Here is a 21657-nt window from a genome sequence, read left to right as displayed (position 1 = left end):
TGAGCAACCGCTCGTAATCAAAAGTATCCCGCTTGGCAGGCACCGGGGCAGTGCACAGCGGGTGCTGCAGCCCGTCTACTCCAATGCTGTGCGTGCCAGCACCACCACCGTCACATGCGCCACTCCGGCCTCGCGCAGGGCCAGTGTGGCGGCGTGCACGGTGGCGCCCGTGGTCATCACGTCGTCCAGCAGCACCACGCGCTGCGCCCGCAGGGCGGCGGCACGGGCGGGCTCCACCGCAAATGCACCTTGCAGGTTGCGTAGCCGCTGGGTGCGTGGCAGGCCGCTTTGGGCCTCGGTGGCATGCAGGCGCAGCAGGCTGTGCACATCGGTCTTGGCGCCCGCCAGGTGCCTGGCCAGCAGGGCCGACTGGTTGAAGCCGCGCTCTCGCAGGCGTTCGGCAGACAGCGGTACGGGCAGCACCTTGGCAGCGGCCTCGATCGTGGGCTCAACCCAGGGGGTGCTGCGCAACAGTGTGGCGAGCGTGCTGGCCCAGCCGGGGTCAGCCCGGAACTTGAAGTCTGCCAGCGCGGAGGACCATGGGTAGCCGTAGTCCACGGCGGCCAGGCAGGCATCAAAGGCCGGCGGGTGCTGCAGGCAGGTGCCACACACGGCCACGCCTGTTGGCACCCGCAAGGCACAGCGCTGGCAGCGGCTGGCGGGCTGGGCGAACCTGGCGACGCAGGCATTGCACATACGCTGTGACGGCCAGGCGTGGCAAGCGGCACATTGGCTGGGCACGCGGCTGACCAGGCTCCGCAAGCCCCGCAGGTGGCGTGAAAGCCCTGGCAATCCTTGAAAAAGCATGAATCAATATACTCGTCCGTCCCTGTGAGCTGCCATGTCCTCCGAGCGCCCCCCCACCATTGATCCCATTGCTGCTGCCCGCTGGCAGGCCGCTGCACCTGCCTTGTCCCCATGGCTCCATGAAGAGGTGGCGCGCCGCATGGAGGACCGTTTGCAGTGGATTCGTCAGGCTCCGGCGTCCTGGTGCCACTGGGATGCCTTGCGTGGCGGGCTGCAGGCCCATGCGCTGGTGAGTGCCCGCTATCCCGAGGCCCGTTGCCAGGTGTTTGAATCTGCCGCGCACTGCGAGCCGGTGGTGCGGCAGGCATTGGCCAAGCCCTGGTGGAGTCTCTCGCGCTGGAGCGCCGCCAGCCCTCAGTGGGGCATGCCCGCCGATGCCAGTGTGCAGATGCTCTGGGCCAACATGGCACTGCACACGGCCGCAGACCCGCAAGCCCTGATCGCGCAGTGGCACCGCGCACTGGCGGTGGACGGCTACCTCATGTTCTCGTGTCTGGGGCCCGACTCTCTGCGGGAGCTGCACGGGGTGTATGCAGCCCTGGGCTGGCCTGCGGCGGGCCATGCGTTTACCGACATGCACGACTGGGGCGACATGCTGGTGCATGCGGGTTATGCCGAGCCGGTGATGGACATGGAGCGCATCACACTCACCTTCGCCACCCCCGAGCGGTTGGTGCAGGAGCTGCGCGAGCTGGGGTGCAATCTGCATCCTGATCGCTTTCCCTCATTGCGCGGACGGCGCTGGCGCGACAAGCTCTATGCCGTGCTGGCTGAGCGCCTGGCTGATCCGCAGCAGGGAGGCCAGTTGGCACTGACTTTTGAAATCATTTATGGCCACGCTTTCAAGCCCGCGCCACGGGTGCGCATGGACTCCAGCAGCTCGGTTTCGCTGCAGGACATGCGTTTGATGTTGCGCAAGCGCGGCAAAGAAAACTAACCTGTAACTCCGTGTCAATGACTTGGAACAAGGCACGCTACAATTCAGGGTTATTGAGATTTCGGGCATCTTCCCGCGCAAATTTGCGGGCTGCGCCTGTGGTGCCAGAGGCGCCACAAACGGTGCGCCAGCAGCCTTGTGGGCACGACCTGTGACGGGCTTGGTTTTTCGTTTTGCCACGGTGTCTGGTCAGCGCATTGACTGGCGCTTGGCCCGTAATTGTTCGGTCACGCCGGCACAGTTGGGGTGGATGTATCTGTCCTTGTGCTTGGTGTCACTGGGGATTGCAGCGTGCTTCTGGATGCTCGGCGCCTACTTGGTGATGCCATTTGCCTGGCTCGAAATCTTGGCTGTAGGAATTGCATTCGCCATGTACGGTCGCCATGCGGCGGATGGCGAGAGGATTTCACTGCAAGGCTCGCGCCTTGTGGTGGAACGGGAGACGGCAGGCCGGCTTGAGCGCGCAGAGTTTGACCGGAGCCGGGTTCGTGTAGAACCCAAGACCGGAGATCACTCGCTCATCATGCTGTCTGCGCAGGGTCGATCCGTTGAGGTGGGGCGCTTTGTGCGCCCCGAACTTCGACCGGCCCTGGCATCGGAGATCCGCATGGCCTTGCGCGCCGCCTGACCCCACGCAGGCTCGTGCAGGGGATTGGTTAAATTGAGGCTTAGAAGTAAGTGAGAACTATGAAGAGCATTTCCAACAAGCTGGCTTCTCTGCTGCTGATTGCCGGTGCATGGGTGGGCTCCGCAGCCCATGCCGTCCAGGACCTGCCTGGTGGCCCCGCAGTCAACCAGCTGAACCTGCATCCCCCGGTGACCAAAATTGCTCAAGAGCAGCATTTTCTGCACTGGATGATGCTGATCATCTGCACGGTGATCTTTGTTGCAGTGTTCTCTGTGATGTTCTATTCGATCTGGAAGCACCGCCGCTCCAAGGGCGCCAAGTCGGCCAACTTCCATGAGTCCGTCACCGTCGAGGTGGTCTGGACCGTCATCCCCTTCATCATTGTGATCCTGATGGCACTGCCCGCTACCAAGGTCCTCGTGGCCCAGAAGGACACCACCAACGCCGACCTCACCATCAAAACCACGGGCTACCAGTGGAAGTGGGGTTATGACTACATCACCGGCGAAGGCGAAGGCCTGGCGTTCATCTCCACGTTGGACAGCAGCCACCGTGTGATGTCTGACAGCGGGAAGGTCGCCGACGCGCCTGCCGACTACCTGCTCAAGGTGGACAACCCGATGGTGGTGCCAGTGGGCAAGAAGATCCGCATCATCACCACCGCCAATGACGTGATCCACGCCTTCATGGTGCCTGCCTTCGGTATCAAGCAGGACGCCATTCCGGGCTTCGTGCGCGACACTTGGTTCCGCGCCGAAAAGATTGGCGACTATTACGGCCAGTGCGCCGAGCTGTGTGGCAAAGAGCACGCCTACATGCCCATCCATGTGAAGGTCGTGTCTGCCGAGGATTACACCGCCTGGGTGGCAGACCAGAAGAAGAAGGCTGCTGCCAAGCTGGACGATCCGACCAAGGTATGGGCGCTGGACGACATCATGAAGCGTGGTGAGAAGGTATATGCCGCGAACTGTGCAGCCTGCCATCAAGCCAATGGCAAGGGCGCTGGTCCGATCAAGCCCCTTGATGCCTCTGCGGTGGTGTTGGACGCTGACCACGCCAAGCAGATCCAGATTCTGCTCAAGGGCGCTGCCAATGGAGCCATGCCCGCATGGACGCAGTTGAGCGATACCGATATTGCTGCAGTGACGACCTACACCAAGAACTCCTGGTCCAACAAGACCGGTCAGCTGGTGCAGCCCGCCGAAATCGTGGCCCAGCGTGGCAAGTAATCATCGCCCATCGTATTGAGGAATCCAAAATGAGCGCAGTTCTCGACAACCACGGTCACGCGGGCGACCACGCACACGACGACCATGGCCACCATGGCCCCACCGGCTGGCGCCGCTGGGTGTATGCCACCAACCACAAAGACATCGGCACGCTGTATCTGCTGTTTGCCTTCACCATGCTTATGGTGGGGGGCGTTCTGGCACTGTTGATCCGTGCCGAGCTGTTCCAGCCCGGGCTGCAACTGGTGAACCCCGAGCTGTTCAACCAGCTCACCACCATGCACGGCCTGATCATGGTGTTCGGCGCCATCATGCCGGCCTTCGTGGGCTTTGCGAACTGGATGATCCCGCTGCAAATCGGCGCATCCGACATGGCCTTTGCTCGCATGAACAACTTCAGCTTCTGGCTGATGATCCCTGCGGCCATCATGCTCGTGGCATCGTTCTTCATGCCAGGTGGCGCTCCCGCTGCTGGCTGGACGCTGTACGCGCCGCTCACGCTACAGATGGGCCCCTCCATGGACGCCGGCATCTTCGCGATGCACATCCTGGGCGCATCTTCCATCATGGGCTCGATCAACATCATCGTGACCATCCTGAACATGCGCGCACCCGGCATGACCTTGATGAAGATGCCCATGTTTGCCTGGACCTGGCTCATCACGGCGTACCTGCTGATCGCCGTGATGCCCGTGCTGGCTGGCGCCATCACCATGACGCTGACGGACCGCCACTTCGGCACCAGCTTCTTCAACCCCGCTGGCGGCGGTGATCCGGTGATGTACCAGCACATCTTCTGGTTCTTCGGTCACCCCGAGGTGTACATCATGATCTTGCCGGCTTTCGGCATCATCAGCCAGATCGTGCCCGCCTTTGCGCGCAAGAAGCTGTTCGGTTACGCCTCCATGGTGTATGCCACCTCGTCCATTGCCATTCTGTCGTTCATTGTGTGGGCCCACCACATGTTCACGACCGGTATGCCCGTGACAGGCCAGCTGTTCTTCATGTATGCCACCATGCTGATCTCCGTGCCCACGGCCGTGAAGATCTTCAACTGGATCGCCACGATGTGGCGCGGTTCGATGACGTTTGAAACCCCCATGCTGTTTGCCGTGGGCTTCATCTTCGTGTTCACCATGGGCGGCTTCACCGGCCTGATCCTGGCCATGGCACCCATCGACATCCAGCTGCAAGACACCTACTACGTGGTGGCCCACTTCCACTATGTGCTGGTGGCCGGCTCGCTGTTCTCCATGTTTGCTGGCGTGTACTACTGGCTGCCCAAGTGGACCGGCGTGATGTACTCCGAAACCCGTGGCCAGATCCACTTCTGGGGTTCGCTGATCACGTTCAACATCACCTTCTTCCCCATGCACTTCCTGGGCCTGGCCGGCATGCCCCGCCGCTACGCCGACTACCCCATGCAGTTCGCGGACTTCAATGCGATTGCTTCGGTGGGTGCATTCGGCTTCGGTCTGATGCAGGTGTACTTCTTCCTGGCCGTCATCGTGCCCGCCATGCGTGGCAAGGGTGAAAAGGCTGCTGCCAAGCCTTGGGACGGTGCCGAGGGCCTGGAGTGGGAAGTTCCATCCCCTGCGCCTTTCCACACCTTTGAGAACCCACCAAAGCTGGACGCCACGGCCACCCGTGTGATCGGCTGAGGACCGCGCCTATGACACCCGAGCAGAAAAAGAGCAACCTGCGGATGGCGCTGATCCTGGCGTCGATTGCAGTGGTGTTCTTCGTCGGGTTCATGGCTAAGGTGTTTTTCCTCTCCCGTTGAGCTGAGGCCCCACCTGCCATGAGCCTGCGCCGCGAAAACGCCAAGATGGTCGGCAAGCTGGTCGTGATTGCGGCCGGCATGTTCGCCTTCGGCTACGTGCTGATCCCGATCTACAAGCACATCTGCGAGATGACCGGCATCAACATCCTGTCGCTGTCTGAGCGGCAGGTGCCGGGCAACGGCGTGGCAGGCAAGGACGTGAAGCTGCCAGCGAACACGCAGGTGGACAAGAGCCGCACCATCACCGTCGAGTTCGACGCCAATGCGCGCGGTCCCTGGGACTTCAAGCCCGCCCAGCGCTCGGTGCAGGTGCACCCTGGGGAGCTGACCACGGTGATGTACGAATTCCAGAACGTGCAGAACCGCCGCATGGCAGCGCAGGCCATTCCGAGTTATGCCCCGCGCCAGGCGGCAGCCCACTTCAACAAGCTTGAGTGTTTCTGTTTCAACCAGTATGTGCTGGAGCCTGGTGAGAAGAAGGAGTGGCCCGTGGCCTTCGTGATAGATCCGCGCCTGTCCAAGGACGTGACCACCATCACGCTGTCCTACACGTTCTTCGAGGTGGGTGGCAAGACGCCTGCTGCTCCGGACTCCACCGCAGGTGTGAGCGGTTCCTTGTCCGCCCCCGGTGTGCTGGCGACGGGAGTTGGCTCATGAGCGCGCCGCTCGATCCAGCTGCCATGAAGCCGCTGGAGCGCAAGGGCTCGTTGCTGCGCACGGTGTGCGCGGTGGCATGGTCGCTCATTGGACTGCGCAAGGGCAGCGAGTACCAGCAGGATGTTGAAAAGCTCAACCCGCTGCACATCATCGTGGTGGGGCTAGTAGCGGTTTTTTTGCTGGTGATGGGGCTGATGGCCTTGGTGAATTGGGTAGTGTGAATAAGTTGTTGGACCCGTATCAACAACAAGACTGAAAACAAAGATTTGAGATTCAGGAGCTGAAATGAGTGCATCAACCCACGGCGGAACCCCGTACTACTATGTGCCTGCCGAGTCGCGCCACCCGGTGATGGCGGCTGCAGGCCTGTTCTTTGTCATCCTTGGCGCAGGCCAGTGGATCAACGGCCACGACTGGGGTAAGTATTCCCTGGCCCTGGGCCTGGTGTGGTGGTTGTTCACGCTGTACCAGTGGTTCGGTGATGCGGTGCGCGAAAGCGAAGGTGGCCTGTATGGCCACAAGATCGACCTGTCGTACCGTTGGAGCATGAGCTGGTTCATCTTCTCGGAGGTGATGTTCTTCGGCGCGTTCTTCACGGCGCTGTGGTGGGCGCGTTCGCACTCGGTGCCTGCATTGGGTAGCCTCGACAACGCGCTGCTCTGGCCTGATTTCAAGGCAGTGTGGCCCAGCGTGGCGGCAGGCGTCACAGCCTCGCCTGCTGGCATTGTCGAGCCTTTCCAGACGGTCGGCCCCTTCTGGCTGCCCACCATCAACACTGCGCTGCTGCTGACCTCGGGCGTGACGCTGACCATTGCCCACCACGCACTGCGCGAAAACCATCGCGGCAAGACGATTGGTTTCATGTGGGCCACGGTGCTGCTGGGTTTTGTCTTCCTGCTGGTGCAAGGCTACGAGTACTACCACCTGTACACCGACCTGAATCTCAAGCTCAACTCGGGCGTGTTCGGCTCCACCTTCTTCATGCTGACCGGTTTCCACGGCTTCCACGTGTTCCTGGGCATGCTGATGCTGCTGGTGATCACGCTGCGCCTGCAAAAGGGCCACTTCACCGCCGACAAGCACTTCGGCTTTGAAGGTGCCGCCTGGTACTGGCACTTTGTGGACGTGGTGTGGCTCGGACTGTACGTGCTGGTTTACTGGATGTGAGCACCCTATGTAACCCAACAAAAAAAGCGCCTCGCGGCGCTTTTTTTGTTGGAGGTGCGTGCAGCAAGAGGCTGCTTGTTCGCCCCTGTGGCAGGTAACGGCGCTTGCTGGAACTGGCCCGGTCAGCGGGTTGCTGGTAGGCCGGTGGGCTGGATATAGCCCAGCTGCCAGGCCATCAGAATGCACACAAATAGCACAATGGACAGCCCCACCCGAACTGCCAGCGCCTTGGCCATGTGGTTGCCTTTGCGCTTGTCGCCCTGGCCGCCCTGGCCGTTGCGCATCATGAAGAACAAGGCCGACGCGAGGCTGGCCAAAATGGCGATGAACGCCAGCACTACGAGGTATTTCATGGAGCACATTATCCCGTGAGCACTTTTCGCCGCCCCCTGGGTCTGCGTTTCTGGCTCATCACGCTGGCAGCTGTGGTGGGCATGCTGGTCACCGCGTCGCTGGGGCGCTGGCAGTTGTCGCGCGCGGCGCAGAAAGAAACCCTGCAGGCCATGCTGGACGCACGTGGCCGCATGCCTGCGATGGATGGCCGTGTGCTGCTGTCGCAACCCGCCGAAGCGCTCGTGCACCGCGCGGTGGTGCTGGAAGGGCGTTGGCTGCCCGAGCACACCGTGTACCTCGACAACCGCCAGATGAATGGCCGCCCCGGCTTTTTTGTGCTCACGCCCCTGCAATTGGTGGACTCCCCCTCAGGGGTGGTGCTTGTACAGCGGGGCTGGGTGCCGCGTAATTTTCAGGATCGTACCCAACTGCCCCAGGTGCAGACCCCGCAGGATGTGGCGGTTCGGGTTGCGGGGCGTGTGGCCGCCGCGCCCTCACGCCTGTACGAGTTTGGCGGGGATGGCAGCGGCGCGGGCGCCCCCGGCGCTCAGGGGTCTTCCCGCATCCGGCAAAATCTCGACTTGGCCGCGTTTCGCACCGAAACCGGCCTGGCGCTCGCCCCGCTCACTGTGGTGCAGACGGGCGAGGCGGTGGGTGCAGGCGACGGCCTGCAACGCGACTGGCCCGTGGTGGGCGCAGGCGTCGATAAACACTACGGTTACGCATTTCAATGGTTCGGGCTCTGCGGCCTGATGGCACTTCTCTATGTCTGGTTCCAAATCGTCCGACGGTTCATTCGCCCGCGCAGCCAGCCTGCCTCCTGAGGTCCGTGCCGAGCACCCACTTGGGCTGACTGTGCACACCCTGCCCGAGGCCGGAGATGCCGTGGCAAGCGCGCAGCGCACGCGCCATGGCCGCTGGAAGATGCTGGGCGTACTGGCGATCTGCGCAGCGCCGGTGATCGCCTCGTATTTCACCTACTATGTGATTCGCCCCGAGGGCCGCCGCAACTATGGGGAGTTGATCGAACCCCAGCGCACGCTGCCTGCCCTCAATGTAGCCACGCCCGATGGCGCATCGGTACCCCTGGCCTCGCTCAAGGGGCAGTGGCTGCTGGTGAGCGTGGCCGGTGGCGCCTGCGATGCGCCATGCCAGAACCACCTTTATCTGCAGCGACAACTCCGCGAAAGCCTGGGCAAGGAAAAAGACCGCCTGGACTGGGTCTGGCTCGTCAACGACAACGCGGCCATCCCCGACGCGCTGGCGCCGGCCCTGCAAAAGGCCACGGTGCTGCGGGTGGACAGCGCTGCACTCGATGCCTGGCTCTCACCGGCGGCGGGCCAGCAGCAGGCCGACCACCTGTATGTGGTGGACCCCATGGGCAACTGGATGATGCGCTTCCCTGCGGCCATGGATACCAGCGGCGCCGCCAAGGCCAAGCGTGACCTGGAGCGCCTGCTGCGCGCCTCCTCGTCCTGGGACGACGCCGGGCGGCCGGGCCAGCCATGAGCGACACCCAGCCGCTGTACGACCTGGCGCCCGTGCTGGAGTTGATGCTCCTGGGCCTGTTGATTGCGTTGGGGCCGCTGGCCTGGGTGTGGGTGCGCAACCGCCGCAGCTCGCCCATGCGGCGCCTGCAGGCCCTCACGGTGCTGACCTTGTTTTTGACCTTTGACCTGGTGCTGTTTGGCGCCTTCACCCGCCTCACCGATTCGGGCCTGGGTTGCCCCGATTGGCCAGGCTGCTATGGCAGCGCCAGCCCGGTGGGTGCGCGCGCAGAAATTGCGGCCGCGCAAGAGGCCATGCCTACCGGCCCCGTCACCCATGGCAAGGCCTGGGTCGAGATGATCCACCGCTATCTGGCTACTGGCGTCGGCGTGCTGATCATCGTGCTCACGGTGTCCTCCTGGGTGCAACAGCGCCGCGCCCGGCAGGGCAGGGCCGAGGCGCCGCCGCTCAGCCCCTGGTGGCCCACGGTCACATTGGTGTGGGTGTGTCTGCAAGGTGCCTTTGGCGCGCTCACCGTGACGATGAAGCTCTTTCCCGCCATCGTCACGCTGCACCTGATTGGTGGGCTGGTGTTACTGGCGTTGCTGTGTGTGCAGGCGGTGCGCCACACCCACGCGGCGCAAGGCCGCTTGCCCACTGTGATCTTGCCCCCGCTGCGCCGGGGCCTGGCCTGGGTCGGGCTGCTGTTGGCATTGCAGGTGGTGCTGGGCGGCTGGGTCAGCACCAACTACGCCGTGCTGGCGTGCACCACTTTCCCCACCTGCCAGGGCAGCTGGTGGCCTGCCATGGATTTTGCCCAAGGCTTCCAGATCTGGCGCAAACTGGGCATGCTGCAAGACGGCAGTCATATCAGTTTTGCGGGGCTTACGGCCATCCATTACGTGCACCGCCTCATGGCCTATGTGGTGCTGGCGGCGCTTGCGTGGCTGGCCTGGCGCCTGCACCGCAGTGGTGTGCTGGGCGCGCAAACGCGATGGCTTGCGGGCTTGTCGGTGCTGCAGCTGGTCACGGGTCTGTCCAACGTGATCCTGGACTGGCCGCTGGTGGCCGCCGTGCTGCACACCGGCGGCGCGGCTGCCCTGGTCGTCGTGCTGACCTGGGCCATGGTGTCCAGCCGTGCGGCGGTGCCCCAACCCCGAGAGTTTTCCGCGTCGCCTGGCGCATCGAGAGTGTCTGCATGAGTGTTGCCCCCCCCCACGTTGTTGCCTTGCCCTCGCGCATGCAGCAGTTTTATGCGCTGACCAAGCCCCGCGTGGTGCAGCTCATCGTTTTCTGTGCCCTGATCGGCATGGTGCTGGCGGTGCCCGGCCTGCCCAACGCCGTGCAGCTCGGCCACATGGCGCTGGCCAGTGCCGGGGTGTGGCTGGTGGCCGGCGCAGCAGCCGCGTTCAACTGCATCGTGGAGCAGGGCATCGACGCCAAGATGAAGCGCACGGCGTGGCGCCCCACGGCCAAGGGCGAGCTGTCCAACGCACAGACCCTGCTGTTCTCCGCCGTGCTGTGCGCGGCGGGCTCGGCCCTGCTTTATTTCTGCATCAACCCGCTGACCATGTGGCTCACCTTTGCCACCTTCGTGGGCTATGCGGTGGTCTACACCGTGATCCTCAAGCCGCTCACGCCGCAGAACATCGTGATTGGCGGCGCATCCGGCGCCATGCCCCCGGTGCTGGGTTGGGCAGCCATGACGGGCGATGTGGGCCCCGAGGCGCTGATCCTGTTCCTCATCATCTTTCTGTGGACGCCGCCGCACTTCTGGGCGCTGGCGCTGTACCGCGTGGAGGACTACCGCAAGTCCGGTCTGCCCATGCTGCCGGTCACCCATGGCAACGAGTTCACCCGGCTGCAGGTGTTCCTCTACACCCTGATCCTGTTCGCGGGCTGCCTCATGCCTTTTGTGTATGGCATGAGTTCGTGGATCTACCTGGTGGCTGCCGTTCTGCTGTCTGCGGGATTCTGTGGGTACGGCTTTGCCCTGTGGCGCAACTACTCCGATGCGCTGGCGCGCAAGACCTTCCGTTTTTCCCTGATCCACCTGAGTGCGTTGTTCGCAGCCCTGCTGGTGGATCACTACGTGCTGTGAATAACATGCTCAAACGCAATGCTCTCAAAACGATAGCTGTTGGCGCTTTATCCATAGGCGCAGTGGGCCTTTTTAGTGCTTGTTCCGACAAGAAAAAGGCCGAATTTCGCGGCGTGGACATCACCGGGGCCGACTACGCCCGCGACCTCCCGCTGACCGATCACAACGGCCAGTCGCGCCACCTCAAGGACTTTGCGGGCAAGGTCGTGGTGGTGTTCTTCGGCTTCACGCAGTGTCCCGACGTGTGCCCCACCTCCATGCAGGAGCTGGCCGAGGTCAAGCAGATCCTGGGCAAGGACGGCGACCGCTTGCAAGGCATCTTTGTAACTGTGGACCCCGACCGCGATACCCCCGAGGTGCTCAAGGCCTACATGGCCAACTTCGACCCGAGCTTTCTGGCGCTGCGTGGCTCACCCGAGCAGCTCGCGGCCGTGGCCAAGGACTTCAAGATCTACTACAAGAAGGTCGATGGCAAGACGCCCACAAGCTACACCATGGACCACTCGGCGGGCAGCTACGTGTACGACCCCGCCGGACGCCTGCGGGTCTACAACCGCTATGGCAGTGGCGCCCAGGCCCTGGCGGCCGACGTCAAGACCCTGCTCGCCGAAGCGGGCTGACAGTTGCGCCTGTCGCGGATTTGCCTCACATGCGGGGCAAGAGTGCGATGCGCGTCACATTCTCATGAAGTTGCCTGTGTGGGCCGGGGCTTCCTTGATGCAGATTCTGGCTTGATTCCCTAGAGTGGCTCCAGCCATTTGCCCCGGCGCGCCGGGCAGGTGGCGTTCGTATGCGCTGAATGCGGCTGCAAGCCGGACTCGCGCCCCGATCCGCCCACTCTGTGAAGAAGGAACCAGGCCTCCATGCGCTTGAACCGGCATGTAACCCCGCGCGACTACCCGTTGTCCGAAGGCGATACCCTGCTCTCCACCTCCGACCTCAAGGGGTGCATCGTGTACGTCAACGATACCTTCGTCAGGGTCAGCGGCTTTGGGCGCGAGGAGTTGGATGGCAATGCCCACGGTGTGGTGCGGCACCCCGACATGTCCCGGGCGACGTTCGAAGGCATGTGGACCACGATCCGTGGTGGGCTGCCGTGGTCGTCGCTGGTCCAGAACGGGCGCAAGGATGGTGAGCACTGCTGGGTGCGTTCCAGCGCCAGCCCCATCGGGCCGGATGCAACAGTGGTTGGTGTTCTCACAGTGCGTACCGAGGCCTCCAACGAAGAGAAGCACGCCCATGAAACGCTCTACCAGCGCATCAACGCGGGGGCCCGCCACCTCAACGTGCACTGTGGTTGTGTGGTGGGTGTGCATGGCTTGGTTGAGCTGGGGCAGGACATCCAGCAGGCCAGCCGCGAGCATGCCCTGGGCGTGGGGAAGGTCAACAGCGCGGTGGCCCCGCTGGAGCAGATGGCGCAGCAAAACGTCACGCTGTTGCCCCGCAGTGCAGAGTTCGGCGGCTCGCTCACCCAGTATGCGCTGCACCTGGACGAGGCCGTGCCCGCGTTCCAGCCTCAGGGTCAGGAACGATGAGGTCCGCCGGCCTCGGGCCCCACTTTTGCGAGGCAGCATCTGCTTTCGACCGGCAGCCACCTGGCGCTGAGGACGGCTCCCTGATCCTGGCGGCCATGAACGCAGCGCCGGACGGCATCCTGCTGGTGGACCGGGCCGGTGGCATCGTGATGGCCAATGCGGCGATGCAGACCATTTCAGGCTATTCGGCCGACGAGCTGTGCGGCCAGTCGGTGAGTATTTTCCTTCCACCAGACCTGCGCGAGGCGCATGCTCGGCACCTGGCGGGCTACTTCCATGGCCCCTCGCGCCGGCCCATGGGGATGGGACGGGACCTGTGGATCATGCGCAAGGACGGCAGCTCCCTGCCCGTGGACATTGCGTTGGGGCACACGGACGAACGTGGCGGTACGGCCGTGGCCTTTGTGCGCGACATCTCGGAGGTGCGGCGGCTGGAGGCCCGCATGCACTACCAAGCCACCCATGACACGTTGACAGGCCTGATCAATCGCTGGCAGTTTGGCCAGCGGCTCGAGCAGGCGATTGCCGAGTCGGCGCGCTCGGGCCAGTCCTTTGCACTGCTGCTGCTGGACCTGGACGACTTCAAGGCGGTAAACGACGGCTATGGCCATGCCGCTGGCGACCAGGTGCTGCTGGAGGTGGCGCGCAGGCTCAAGAGCGTGCTGCGCGCAGGCGACGCGCTGGCCCGGCTGGGTGGAGACGAGTTCACGGTGCTGTTGCCGCAGATCGCCCATGCGCGGGATGCCGAGCAGGCCGCCGCCAAGCTGCTGGATGCGCTGTGCCGACCCTACCAGATGCATGGCTTCGAGCTGGATCTCGGGGCCAGCCTGGGGATCGCGCTCTACCCTGGCGACGCGCAGGACGCGGCCACTCTCATGCGCTACGCCGACATGGCCATGTATCACGCCAAGGAGTCGGGTCGTGCACATTTCGCCTGCTATGCGCCGCCCATGGGTATCCGCATGGCGGAGAAGCTGCAGCTGCACGAGCGCCTCAAGATGGCGCTGGCCTATGGGGGGCTGGCCCTGCACTACCAGCCGCAGGTGGACGTGGCCACTGGCCACATGCAAGGCGTCGAGGCCCTGCTGCGCTGGACCGACCCCCAGTTGGGCGAAGTCCCCCCGGACCGCTTCGTGCCCGTGGCTGAGGCCACTGGCCTGATTCTGGCGCTCGGGGCCTGGGTGATCGACACCGCCTGCCACCAGATCGCCCTGTGGACCGATGCCGGCATGCCGCTGCGGGTGGCGGTCAACCTGTCTGCGCAGCAACTGCGGCAGACCGACCTGGTGGAGCATATCGAGCGCAGCCTGGCCCTGCGCGGCGCCCGGCCCGATCTGCTGGAGATCGAAGTGACCGAGTCCGAGGCCATGGCCGACCCCGAACAGGCCCGGCGCGTGCTGTGCAGCCTGCAGGCGCTGGGTGTCTGCATTGCGCTCGATGATTTTGGCACTGGCCATTCCTCGCTGGCGTATCTGAAGCAGTTGCCCATCTCCCGGATCAAGATCGACCGTGAATTCGTACGCCCCATGCTGCGCACCAGCGCTGACGCCACCTTGGTCCAAGCCATTGTTGTTCTGGCGCAGACACTGGGCCTGAGGGTGGTGGCCGAAGGGGTGGAATCTGCCGACCAACTGCGCCTGCTGGCGGACTTTGGCTGCAACGCGTACCAGGGCTGGTTGTTCTCGCGCGCGGTGGCTCCCGGCCATGTGGCGCAGTTGCTCCAGGCATCGCAGGCACCTCAGGGCGTGCCGGCGGGGCAGGGGCCTGCGCTGCTGGGTGTGTCCACCGTCCCAGTCTGAAGATCAGGCCGACCGCTGTCCGCCGGCCAGGCCCAGAAGGACTTCGCGCTGGATCTCGCAGTGCCAGCGGTCGTGTCGCACCAGACCCTGCTGCAGCGCCAACTGGCGCAGTGCACGGGCAATGGTCTCTCGCGTGGTCGAAAGCAGGTCAGCCAGCACCAAGTGGCTGGGCAGGCGCACCAAGCTGCTGCGCTGTATGCGGGCCAGCTGCAGCAGGGCGGCGGCCAACTGGCCCGCCACGCCACGAATCCGCACAATGCGGGCCCACTCGGCCAGCCGGGCATTGGTTTGTGCATAGCTTTGCGCCAGTCCCCGCATGAACACCTCGTCAAGCAGGCCTTGCTCGCTGGCAGCCGCAATGGGTACCTCGCACAGCCGCCCCGTCGTCAACGCGCGGCAGGACACGGCGGCGGCCTGCTGGACCAGCCCTGTGGTGCCCAGTGGCTGCCCGAAGCCGAACAACCCGACAGGCCGCTCCACCCGGTCGTCGCCGCTGCAAAGCAGCATGACAGTGCCGGTTTTGACAATCTGGAAGGTGTGGGGTTGTTCGCCTTGCTGCAAAAGCAGTTCACCCTTGCGCATGGTCCGCTCCACCACCAAGGGGGCCCACCGACTGCGGCGTTCTTCGTCTTGCCGACCCAGAAGGCAGTCCGGCCGGCCAACGCACAGCGTGCACCCGCCGTTGCGGGCGAGGGATTCAGATTTCATGGAGCGGTGGCAACGGGCAATCTTCCGGGGGATGGAGGCAGTCAGGACGCCCGGAATGAAAAAACCCGGGCAGGTGCTGGGACCTTACCCGGGTTTTAGACGCACTGCAACAAAATGTGTGCCACAGGCCCGCGTGATTTACTCCGCCTTGATGCCGCGCATGGCAATCACCCCGCCCAGCAGATTGGTGTCTGCCTTGACGCGGTTGGCCAGCCCTTCGGGCGACGAGCCGACCGTCTGCCAGCCCTGCTGGAACAGCTTGCCACGCACCTCTTCGCTGCGGGCAATATCGCTGATCAGCGCCGCCAGCTTGGCCTGGATGGGCTTGGGCAGGGTCGAAGGCGCTGCAAACGCGTTCCAGATTTCCAGATTGAAGTTGCTGATACCTGCTTCGGCCAGGCTGGGCACATCAGGCGCCAGCGGGCTGCGCCCGGAAGACGTCACACCAATCGCGCGCAGCTTGCCCGCACGCACCTGGGCCTGCGCCAGTGCGGGGGGCAGCAGGGCCATCTGTAACTGCCCGCCCAGCATGGCGGTGGCCACCTGCGGGTAGCCCGGGTAGGGCACATGCACCGGGTTGATGTTGCTGCGCGACTTGAGCAGCTCGGTGCCAATGTGGCCCACCGTGCCCACGCCCGGCGTGCCATAGCTCCACTTGTCGCCACCATTGCGGGCCGCCACAAAGAAATCGCGGGCGCTGCTGTTGGCGGGCACCCCGGGCAGGCTCACGGGCGCCGTCAGGATCAGGGGCGATGTGCCGATGAGGCTCAGCGGTGCAAGATCTTTGAGCGGGTCGTAAGGCACGGCCGGATTCAGCATCTTGGCAATGGTCATGTTGCCATTGATCATCAGGCCGATGGTGTGGTCGTCGCGCGCCTTGGCCACGGCATCGGCCGCAATGTTGCCGCCTGCTCCCACCTTGTTTTCCACAATCACCGGCTGGCCCAGGGCCTTTGACAGCGGCTCCGTGAATGTGCGCGCTGTGAGGTCGGGCGAAGACCCGGCGGGAAAGCCCACGATGATCTTGAGCGGCTTGGTAGGCCATGCCAGGGGCGCGGCCGCAGCGGTGGCGCCAGACTTGGCAGCATTCTGGGCCAGGGCCCAGGGAGAGGCGGCTGCCAGCGCAATCAGTACGGTAGAGGCACGGCGGGACACAACAGGGCGTGACGACAACATGGGAAGGGGTCTCCTCAACAAGAATATTCAGGGGCCAAAACGACACGGGGCCCCAGAACTGGGGCCCCGTGAGGCAACTTCTGCAGCCGGGGATATTAACCCCGCTGCCCACAGGCTCAGGCGTACTCGGCCAGCGCCTTTTTCATCTTCTTCATCGCCGCCACTTCGATCTGGCGGATGCGCTCGGCGCTCACGCCATACACAGCCGCCAGCTCGTGCAGCGTCATGCCGCCCGTGCCGTCGTCGTTGACCTTGAGCCAGCGCTCTTCCACGATGCGGCGGCTGCGGTCGTCCAGGCTGGCCAGGGCCGTGGCAATGCCATCGGTGGCCAGCGCATCACGCTGGCGCGACTCAATCATGGCCGTGGGCTCATGCGATCCGTCGGCCAGGTAGGCAATGGGGCCAAACGCCTGTTCGCCATCGTCCGACGGGGCAGGGTCCAGCAGCACATCACCGCCCGACATGCGGGTTTCCATCTCGATCACTTCCTCGCGCTTCACGTTCAGCTGCGCCGCCACCGAGTCGATTTCGTGGTCCGAAAGCGTGTCGCGGTGCGTGGCCGCGTCTGCTGCTGCAGCATCGGCCTTGAAGCCCTGCTTCATCGAGCGCAGATTGAAGAACAGTTTGCGCTGTGCCTTGGTGGTTGCCACCTTCACCATGCGCCAGTTTTTCAGGATGTACTCGTGAATCTCGGCCTTGATCCAGTGCATGGCATAGCTCACCAGACGCACACCCTGGTCCGGGTCAAAGCGTTTGACGGCCTTCATCAGGCCCACATTGCCTTCCTGAATCAGGTCGCCGTGGGGCAGGCCATAGCCCAGATACTGGCGCGAAATCGAGACCACCAGGCGCAGGTGCGACATCACCAGCCGACCAGCGGCGTCCACATCGTTGTTGTCCTTGAGCTGGCGTGCATAGGTCTGCTCTTCTTCGTGCGTGAGCAGGGGCAGGCGATTGACGGCCGAAATGTAGGCGTCCAGGTTGCCCAGCGCAGGCACCAACGCCCAAGGGTTGGCGGGAGCCAGGGGCATCGTCGCGGTTCCAGATTGAATGTTCATTCCAGGAATCCTTTCCTCTAAGCCAAGATATTAGCACTCTCTCTGATTGAGTGCTAAGCCAGGAGTTCCCTTTGGGTTGTGTGTGATTCTAGGGGCTGTAGTTTCCATGAAAATGAGGCTTTCCGCCTGTCTGTAAAGGATTTGTTGCTATGCTTTTGGTAGTTATCATGGGCGTGTGCCTACTCTCTGCTCCGTCTCCCGCACATGAGCGCACTCGATCACGCGGTGCCCGAGCGGATCTTCAACGGCCCGCACAAATGCTATCTACAAGGGGCGGATTCAAAAGCGAAACGCAACACCCGCCAATCTGTCAGTAGCGAACAAAAACTCAGCGATGCGGTTCTGCCTAGGCGCTGCGTCGTGGCCAATACGTGTAGTACGCGTAGTACGACAGGTCGAGGCAACGACGCCGGAAACGGTTTTGTTGGCGGCTCTTAGTTTCACGGCTTCGGTGGCAGAGCCGCTTTGGACCATGAAAGTTGGTTCACATTAAGCGGCCTGCCGCACCTGCCGCACCTGCCGCTCGAAGTCTTCCAGCGCCAGTGGGCGGCCGAACAGGTAGCCCTGGAAGGTCTGGCAGCCGTGCGATAGCAGAAACTGGTGGTGCTCGGTGGTTTCCACGCCCTCGGCGATCACATCCAGGCCCAGGCTGCCCGCCAGCCCGATGATGGAGCGCGCAATGGCGGCGTCGCTGGGGTCCAGCAGCACGTCGCGCACAAAGCCCTGGTCGATCTTGATCTGGTCGAGCGGCAGGCGCTTGAGGTAGCTGAGCGAAGAGTAGCCGGTGCCAAAGTCGTCCAGCGAAAAGCCCAGGCCGTGGGTTTTGAGGGCCTGCATGGTGGCGATGACGCTGTCTACGTTGTCCAGCAGCAGGCTTTCGGTCAGCTCCAGCTTGATCTGCGCGGGGTCGGCCCCGGTGCTTTGCAGCAGCGCCAGAACCTGGGCCACAAAATCTTCTTGCAGAAACTGGCGGGCACTCACGTTGATGGCGAGGCTGAGGCGGGCAAAGCCCGGCTCTTGCCGCCAGCGAGCCTGCTGGCGCAGGGCGGTTTCCATGACCCAGTGGCCCAGGGGCAGGATCAGTCCCGATTCCTCGGCCAGCGGGATGAACTCGGCGGGCGACACCATGCCGTGCACGGGATGGCGCCAGCGCACCAGGGCCTCGGCGCCGGTGATGTGGCCCTGGCTGTCCACCTGCGGCTGGTAGAGCAGCAGAAACTGCGCCTGCCGCAGGCCATTGTGCAGTTCGGTCTCCAGCAGCGCGCGGCGGTTCACGGCCTGCTGCATGTCGGGGTCGAAGAAGCGCAGGGTGTTGCGCCCCGCGTCCTTGGCGCGGTACATGGCCATGTCGGCCTGCTTGAGCACTTCGTCCACCGAGTCACGGTGGTGGCGCAGCAGCGTGGCACCGATGCTGGCTGAAAAATGGTGCTCATGCCCAGCCAGTTCGTAAGGCTGGCGCAGCTGGGCCAGGATCAGCTCGCCCAGAGTGCGCGTCTGGGCTGCGGCTTCGGTGGCGTCGCTGCTCAGGTTTTGCAGCACCACCACAAATTCGTCGCCGCCCAGGCGAGCCACGGTGTCTTGCTCGCGCACGCAGCCGCGCAGGCGTTGTGCCACTTCCTTGAGCAGCAGATCGCCCACTTCGTGGCCCCGGGTGTCGTTCAGAGTCTTGAAGTTGTCCAGGTCCACAAACAGCACGGCCGTGGTCAGGCCCGAGCGCGCGCCGTTGACCAGCACCTGTTGCAGCCGGTCCACCAGCAGGCGGCGGTTGGGCAGTTGGGTGAGGGCGTCGTAGAACGCCAGGTAGCGCGCCTCGTCTTCGGCGGCCTTTCGGCCTGAGATATCAATGTCGATGCAGAACATCTCGGGCGGGTGGCCGGGCACCTGGATGTAGGCGTGGCTGGAGAACACATCCACCGGCGAGCCATCCTTGCGCTGCAGCTGCAACTCGCATGCCGGGATGACCTCGCCCGTCTTGAACATGTGCTGCACGTTGCTGCGCACGGCCTCGCGCATGGGGGGCGGAATGATGAGGTCGAGCAGGTTGGCGCCCAATGCCTCTTCAGCGGTATAGCCGTAGAGGTGTTCGGACGCCATATTCCAATAGCTGGTGGTACCGTCCTCCAGGTAGCCTTGCACGGAGATGGATGGGATGTTGCGCAGCAGCGAGCGAAAGCGCAGCTCCGACTCGCGCAACGCGCTCTCCACCTGATTGCGCTTGGTGATGTCGCGGGCCAGAAATACCACGGCGGCCTGGCCGCCCACTTGCACCCCCAGGGGCTGGGTGCGCCCCTCGAACTGGCGCCGCCCGGACAGCGTCAGCATCTCGTACTCGATGGTATGAGTCTGGCCAGAGGCAAGTGTCTCCCGAATCAGCGCCATGAAGCGGTCGGCCTGCTGGGCGGGCAGCACTTCATGCAAGCGCTTGCCGATGAGCTCAGGTGCGCTTGCGGACAGCGTCGAGTCGTCGGGAGAGATCACTTCCACATAGCGTCCCTGGGCGTCCAGCACCAGCAGCACATCGGGGATGGCATGGGCGATGGCGTTCAGGCGTGCGGCCGTGCCGACCAGTGCGTGTTCCGTGGCCATGCGCTCTTCCACATCGTGCAGCAGCAGGCCCAGTGCCACGGTGGCGGGGGGGAAGGTGAGCAAGAAAGGCAGTGCCAGGGTATGGTTGACGCGCTGTACCACCTCGGGCGGTAGCAGCTGGAACACCGCTATCACCGCCAGGTGCAGCAGCAGCCCGAACACGGCCAGCGGCACCGGCCGCACCCCCACCTTGGCGCGTGCGCGTGCTTCGCGGTAGAGCAGGCCCATCACGGTGCAAAGCGCAATCACCATCAGGCCCACCTCGGCGCCGGTGCCGCCCAGCCACAGGCGCCCCGTGGCAGCCATGGCTGCAGCGATGCAGGCCACCAGGGGCCCGCCAAACAGCCCCGCCATGCTGAGCACGACCGAGCGTGCGTCAAAAATCACGCCGGGCATGAGCACTACGGGGGTGAGCATGCCCACCACGCAGATGCCGCCAAAGATCAGCCCCGAAAAAGCCTGGCCCACCAACGGGCGGTGGCGCCACAGGCGGATGTTGAAGCCGTGCAGAAAACACAGCGCTAACAGCAAGGCAACGCCTTTGACCAGCTCGATGAACATGGGCCTCCGTGCTTTTTCGGGGGAGGACCCATCATGGGGGAATTGTTGCGATTCGTAAACTGAAAATGGCCCCCGCAGGGGCCATGGAGGGGTGGGCCAGGCTGCCGTGCAGGGCTGCCGGTTCCGGGCGCTGTGTCAGGCCAGCAGGGCCTGCGCGAACTCGCGGGCGTTGAAGGTTTCCAGGTCTTCGAGTTTTTCGCCCACGCCGATGAAGTACACCGGGATGGGGCGCTCCTGCGCAATCGCGGCCAGCACGCCGCCCTTGGCGGTGCCGTCGAGTTTGGTCACGACAAGGCCGGTGAGCTGCAACGCATCGTCGAATGCGCGCACCTGGGCCAGCGCGTTCTGGCCGGTGTTGCCATCGATCACCAGCAGCACCTCGTGCGGGGCAGTGGCGTCCGCCTTGGTCACCACGCGGCGGATCTTTTTCAGCTCTTCCATCAGGTGCAGCTGCGTGGGCAGGCGCCCGGCGGTGTCCACCAGCACCACGTCCTTGCCACGTGCCTTGCCTGCGGTCACGGCGTCAAAACTCACGGCGGCGGGGTCGCCACCTTCCTGGCTCACGATCTCGACCGTGTTGCGGTCGGCCCACACGCCCAGCTGCTCGCGCGCAGCGGCGCGGAACGTGTCGGCGGCGGCCAGCAGCACGGCAGCGCCTTCGTCTGCCAGGTGTTTGGTGAGCTTGCCAATCGATGTGGTCTTGCCCGCGCCGTTCACGCCCGCCACCATGATCACGGTGGGGGTGTGCTCGCCAATCACCAGGCCTTTTTCGAGCGGGCGCAGCAGGTCGGCCAGCGCATCGGCCAGCAGGCCCTTGACGGCGGCGGGGTCGGTGGCCTTGGCTTCCTTCACGCGGCGCTTGAGGTCGGCCAGCAGGTGGGCCGTGGCCTTGACACCGGTGTCGGCCATGAGCAGGGCCTCTTCCAGCTCTTCATACAGCGCATCGTCGATCTGCGTGCCGGTGAACACGGTGGCAATGCTGCTGCCGGTCTTGCGCAGCCCGGCCTTGAGGCGGTCGAGCCAGCCCTTGCGCTCGGCCGCCACGGGGGCCGGTGCGGGCACGGGGGCAGCGGGTGCGGGCACCGGGGCGGGAGGCGGTGCTAC

The 21657-nt window shown here is 64.1% G+C and carries 22 protein-coding genes; 15 read left to right on the top strand and 7 right to left on the bottom strand.

Annotated elements, in window-relative coordinates; all coding sequences use genetic code 11:
- Positions 1-75: 75 nt before the first annotated feature.
- Positions 76-807 (bottom strand): ComF family protein, encoded by a 732-nt coding sequence (locus DBR12_RS10650; RefSeq protein WP_108617218.1) that lies wholly within the window; start codon positions 805-807, stop codon positions 76-78.
- Positions 808-841: 34 nt separating this feature from the next.
- Between DBR12_RS10650 and DBR12_RS10645 the strand changes: the two genes are divergently transcribed.
- The 8 genes from DBR12_RS10645 (at position 842) to DBR12_RS10615 (ending at position 7208) form a co-directional block, all read left to right on the top strand.
- Complete coding sequence (locus tag DBR12_RS10645) at positions 842-1744, top strand: biotin synthase (protein WP_108617217.1); 903 nt, start codon at positions 842-844, stop codon at positions 1742-1744.
- 151 nt (positions 1745-1895) lie between these two features.
- Entirely contained in the window at positions 1896-2372 is a 477-nt protein-coding gene (locus DBR12_RS10640; RefSeq protein ID WP_108617216.1) for a DUF2244 domain-containing protein, read from the top strand.
- A 59-nt stretch (positions 2373-2431) separates the two neighbouring features.
- On the top strand, positions 2432-3601 hold the full coding sequence (gene coxB, locus DBR12_RS10635; protein ID WP_108617215.1) for a cytochrome c oxidase subunit II: 1170 nt from the start codon (positions 2432-2434) through the stop codon (positions 3599-3601).
- 29 nt (positions 3602-3630) lie between these two features.
- On the top strand, positions 3631-5262 hold the full coding sequence (gene ctaD, locus DBR12_RS10630) for a cytochrome c oxidase subunit I (protein ID WP_063458870.1): 1632 nt from the start codon (positions 3631-3633) through the stop codon (positions 5260-5262).
- Positions 5263-5273: 11 nt separating this feature from the next.
- Entirely contained in the window at positions 5274-5384 is a 111-nt protein-coding gene (locus DBR12_RS22725) for a cytochrome oxidase small assembly protein (protein ID WP_212742253.1), read from the top strand.
- Between the two features lie 18 nt (positions 5385-5402).
- On the top strand, positions 5403-6041 hold the full coding sequence (locus tag DBR12_RS10625) for a cytochrome c oxidase assembly protein (protein ID WP_108617214.1): 639 nt from the start codon (positions 5403-5405) through the stop codon (positions 6039-6041).
- The gene (locus tag DBR12_RS10620) at positions 6038-6262 is read left to right on the top strand and encodes a DUF2970 domain-containing protein (RefSeq protein ID WP_108617213.1); all 225 of its coding nucleotides are present in this window, start codon (positions 6038-6040) and stop codon (positions 6260-6262) included. Before DBR12_RS10625 ends, DBR12_RS10620 begins: the two co-directional genes overlap by 4 nt.
- 64 nt (positions 6263-6326) lie before the next feature.
- Entirely contained in the window at positions 6327-7208 is an 882-nt protein-coding gene (locus DBR12_RS10615; protein ID WP_063458867.1) for a cytochrome c oxidase subunit 3, read from the top strand.
- Between the two features lie 122 nt (positions 7209-7330).
- Here the strand turns inward: DBR12_RS10615 and DBR12_RS10610 are convergent, their stop codons facing one another.
- Complete coding sequence (locus DBR12_RS10610; RefSeq protein ID WP_108617212.1) at positions 7331-7561, bottom strand: twin transmembrane helix small protein; 231 nt, start codon at positions 7559-7561, stop codon at positions 7331-7333.
- A gap of 15 nt (positions 7562-7576) precedes the next feature.
- On the opposite strand from DBR12_RS10610, the gene DBR12_RS10605 reads away from it, so the two are divergent.
- The 7 genes from DBR12_RS10605 to DBR12_RS10575 all read left to right on the top strand — a co-directional run bounded on the left by DBR12_RS10605 (position 7577) and on the right by DBR12_RS10575 (position 14464).
- Positions 7577-8365 (top strand): SURF1 family protein, encoded by a 789-nt coding sequence (locus DBR12_RS10605; RefSeq protein WP_108617211.1) that lies wholly within the window; start codon positions 7577-7579, stop codon positions 8363-8365.
- Positions 8307-9050 (top strand): hypothetical protein, encoded by a 744-nt coding sequence (locus tag DBR12_RS10600; protein WP_108617210.1) that lies wholly within the window; start codon positions 8307-8309, stop codon positions 9048-9050. The genes DBR12_RS10605 and DBR12_RS10600 overlap by 59 nt, the downstream gene beginning before the upstream one ends.
- Entirely contained in the window at positions 9047-10231 is a 1185-nt protein-coding gene (locus DBR12_RS10595; RefSeq protein WP_108617209.1) for a heme A synthase, read from the top strand. Before DBR12_RS10600 ends, DBR12_RS10595 begins: the two co-directional genes overlap by 4 nt.
- Complete coding sequence (gene cyoE, locus DBR12_RS10590; protein WP_108617208.1) at positions 10228-11130, top strand: heme o synthase; 903 nt, start codon at positions 10228-10230, stop codon at positions 11128-11130. The genes DBR12_RS10595 and cyoE overlap by 4 nt, the downstream gene beginning before the upstream one ends.
- Before the next feature lie 5 nt (positions 11131-11135).
- Positions 11136-11750, top strand: a complete 615-nt coding sequence (locus DBR12_RS10585) for an SCO family protein (protein WP_199226671.1) — start codon at positions 11136-11138, stop codon at positions 11748-11750.
- A 243-nt stretch (positions 11751-11993) separates the two neighbouring features.
- Positions 11994-12665, top strand: coding sequence for a PAS domain-containing protein (locus DBR12_RS10580; RefSeq protein WP_108617207.1), 672 nt, complete (start codon positions 11994-11996; stop codon positions 12663-12665).
- 95 nt (positions 12666-12760) lie between these two features.
- A complete protein-coding gene (locus tag DBR12_RS10575; protein WP_369861478.1) occupies positions 12761-14464 on the top strand; it encodes a putative bifunctional diguanylate cyclase/phosphodiesterase in 1704 nt (567 codons plus the stop codon).
- 3 nt (positions 14465-14467) lie between these two features.
- On the opposite strand, the gene DBR12_RS10570 is transcribed toward DBR12_RS10575, so the two are convergent.
- From DBR12_RS10570 to ftsY, 5 genes are all read right to left on the bottom strand, one after another.
- Positions 14468-15172, bottom strand: coding sequence for a Crp/Fnr family transcriptional regulator (locus tag DBR12_RS10570; RefSeq protein ID WP_108617205.1), 705 nt, complete (start codon positions 15170-15172; stop codon positions 14468-14470).
- A gap of 138 nt (positions 15173-15310) precedes the next feature.
- Positions 15311-16348: a tripartite tricarboxylate transporter substrate binding protein gene (locus tag DBR12_RS10565; protein ID WP_108617204.1), complete on the bottom strand. Its 1038-nt coding sequence runs from the start codon at positions 16346-16348 to the stop codon at positions 15311-15313.
- Between the two features lie 116 nt (positions 16349-16464).
- A complete protein-coding gene (rpoH, locus tag DBR12_RS10560; protein WP_108617203.1) occupies positions 16465-17406 on the bottom strand; it encodes an RNA polymerase sigma factor RpoH in 942 nt (313 codons plus the stop codon).
- Between the two features lie 489 nt (positions 17407-17895).
- Positions 17896-20553 (bottom strand): EAL domain-containing protein, encoded by a 2658-nt coding sequence (locus DBR12_RS10555; RefSeq protein ID WP_108617202.1) that lies wholly within the window; start codon positions 20551-20553, stop codon positions 17896-17898.
- Positions 20554-20688: 135 nt separating this feature from the next.
- The coding region (gene ftsY, locus DBR12_RS10550) for a signal recognition particle-docking protein FtsY (protein ID WP_369861477.1) at positions 20689-21657 on the bottom strand (969 nt) is incomplete at its 5' end.

Source organism: Acidovorax sp. HMWF029 (genome assembly GCF_003060895.1).
Taxonomy (GTDB): domain Bacteria; phylum Pseudomonadota; class Gammaproteobacteria; order Burkholderiales; family Burkholderiaceae_C; genus Acidovorax.
Note: the sequence above shows the minus strand (reverse complement) of the source record. Positions and strands in the feature narration are given on the sequence as shown.

Coding starts and splice junctions, on each gene's coding strand:
- DBR12_RS10650 (WP_108617218.1), bottom strand. CDS start 807: ATGCTTTTTCAAGGATTGCCAGGGCTTTCACGCCACCTGCGGGGCTTG.
- DBR12_RS10645 (WP_108617217.1), top strand. CDS start 842: ATGTCCTCCGAGCGCCCCCCCACCATTGATCCCATTGCTGCTGCCCGC.
- coxB (WP_108617215.1), top strand. CDS start 2,432: ATGAAGAGCATTTCCAACAAGCTGGCTTCTCTGCTGCTGATTGCCGGT.
- ctaD (WP_063458870.1), top strand. CDS start 3,631: ATGAGCGCAGTTCTCGACAACCACGGTCACGCGGGCGACCACGCACAC.
- DBR12_RS22725 (WP_212742253.1), top strand. CDS start 5,274: ATGACACCCGAGCAGAAAAAGAGCAACCTGCGGATGGCGCTGATCCTG.
- DBR12_RS10625 (WP_108617214.1), top strand. CDS start 5,403: ATGAGCCTGCGCCGCGAAAACGCCAAGATGGTCGGCAAGCTGGTCGTG.
- DBR12_RS10620 (WP_108617213.1), top strand. CDS start 6,038: ATGAGCGCGCCGCTCGATCCAGCTGCCATGAAGCCGCTGGAGCGCAAG.
- DBR12_RS10615 (WP_063458867.1), top strand. CDS start 6,327: ATGAGTGCATCAACCCACGGCGGAACCCCGTACTACTATGTGCCTGCC.
- DBR12_RS10610 (WP_108617212.1), bottom strand. CDS start 7,561: ATGAAATACCTCGTAGTGCTGGCGTTCATCGCCATTTTGGCCAGCCTC.
- DBR12_RS10600 (WP_108617210.1), top strand. CDS start 8,307: ATGTCTGGTTCCAAATCGTCCGACGGTTCATTCGCCCGCGCAGCCAGC.
- DBR12_RS10595 (WP_108617209.1), top strand. CDS start 9,047: ATGAGCGACACCCAGCCGCTGTACGACCTGGCGCCCGTGCTGGAGTTG.
- cyoE (WP_108617208.1), top strand. CDS start 10,228: ATGAGTGTTGCCCCCCCCCACGTTGTTGCCTTGCCCTCGCGCATGCAG.
- DBR12_RS10585 (WP_199226671.1), top strand. CDS start 11,136: ATGCTCAAACGCAATGCTCTCAAAACGATAGCTGTTGGCGCTTTATCC.
- DBR12_RS10580 (WP_108617207.1), top strand. CDS start 11,994: ATGCGCTTGAACCGGCATGTAACCCCGCGCGACTACCCGTTGTCCGAA.
- DBR12_RS10575 (WP_369861478.1), top strand. CDS start 12,761: ATGAACGCAGCGCCGGACGGCATCCTGCTGGTGGACCGGGCCGGTGGC.
- DBR12_RS10570 (WP_108617205.1), bottom strand. CDS start 15,172: ATGAAATCTGAATCCCTCGCCCGCAACGGCGGGTGCACGCTGTGCGTT.
- DBR12_RS10565 (WP_108617204.1), bottom strand. CDS start 16,348: ATGTTGTCGTCACGCCCTGTTGTGTCCCGCCGTGCCTCTACCGTACTG.
- rpoH (WP_108617203.1), bottom strand. CDS start 17,406: ATGAACATTCAATCTGGAACCGCGACGATGCCCCTGGCTCCCGCCAAC.
- DBR12_RS10555 (WP_108617202.1), bottom strand. CDS start 20,553: ATGTTCATCGAGCTGGTCAAAGGCGTTGCCTTGCTGTTAGCGCTGTGT.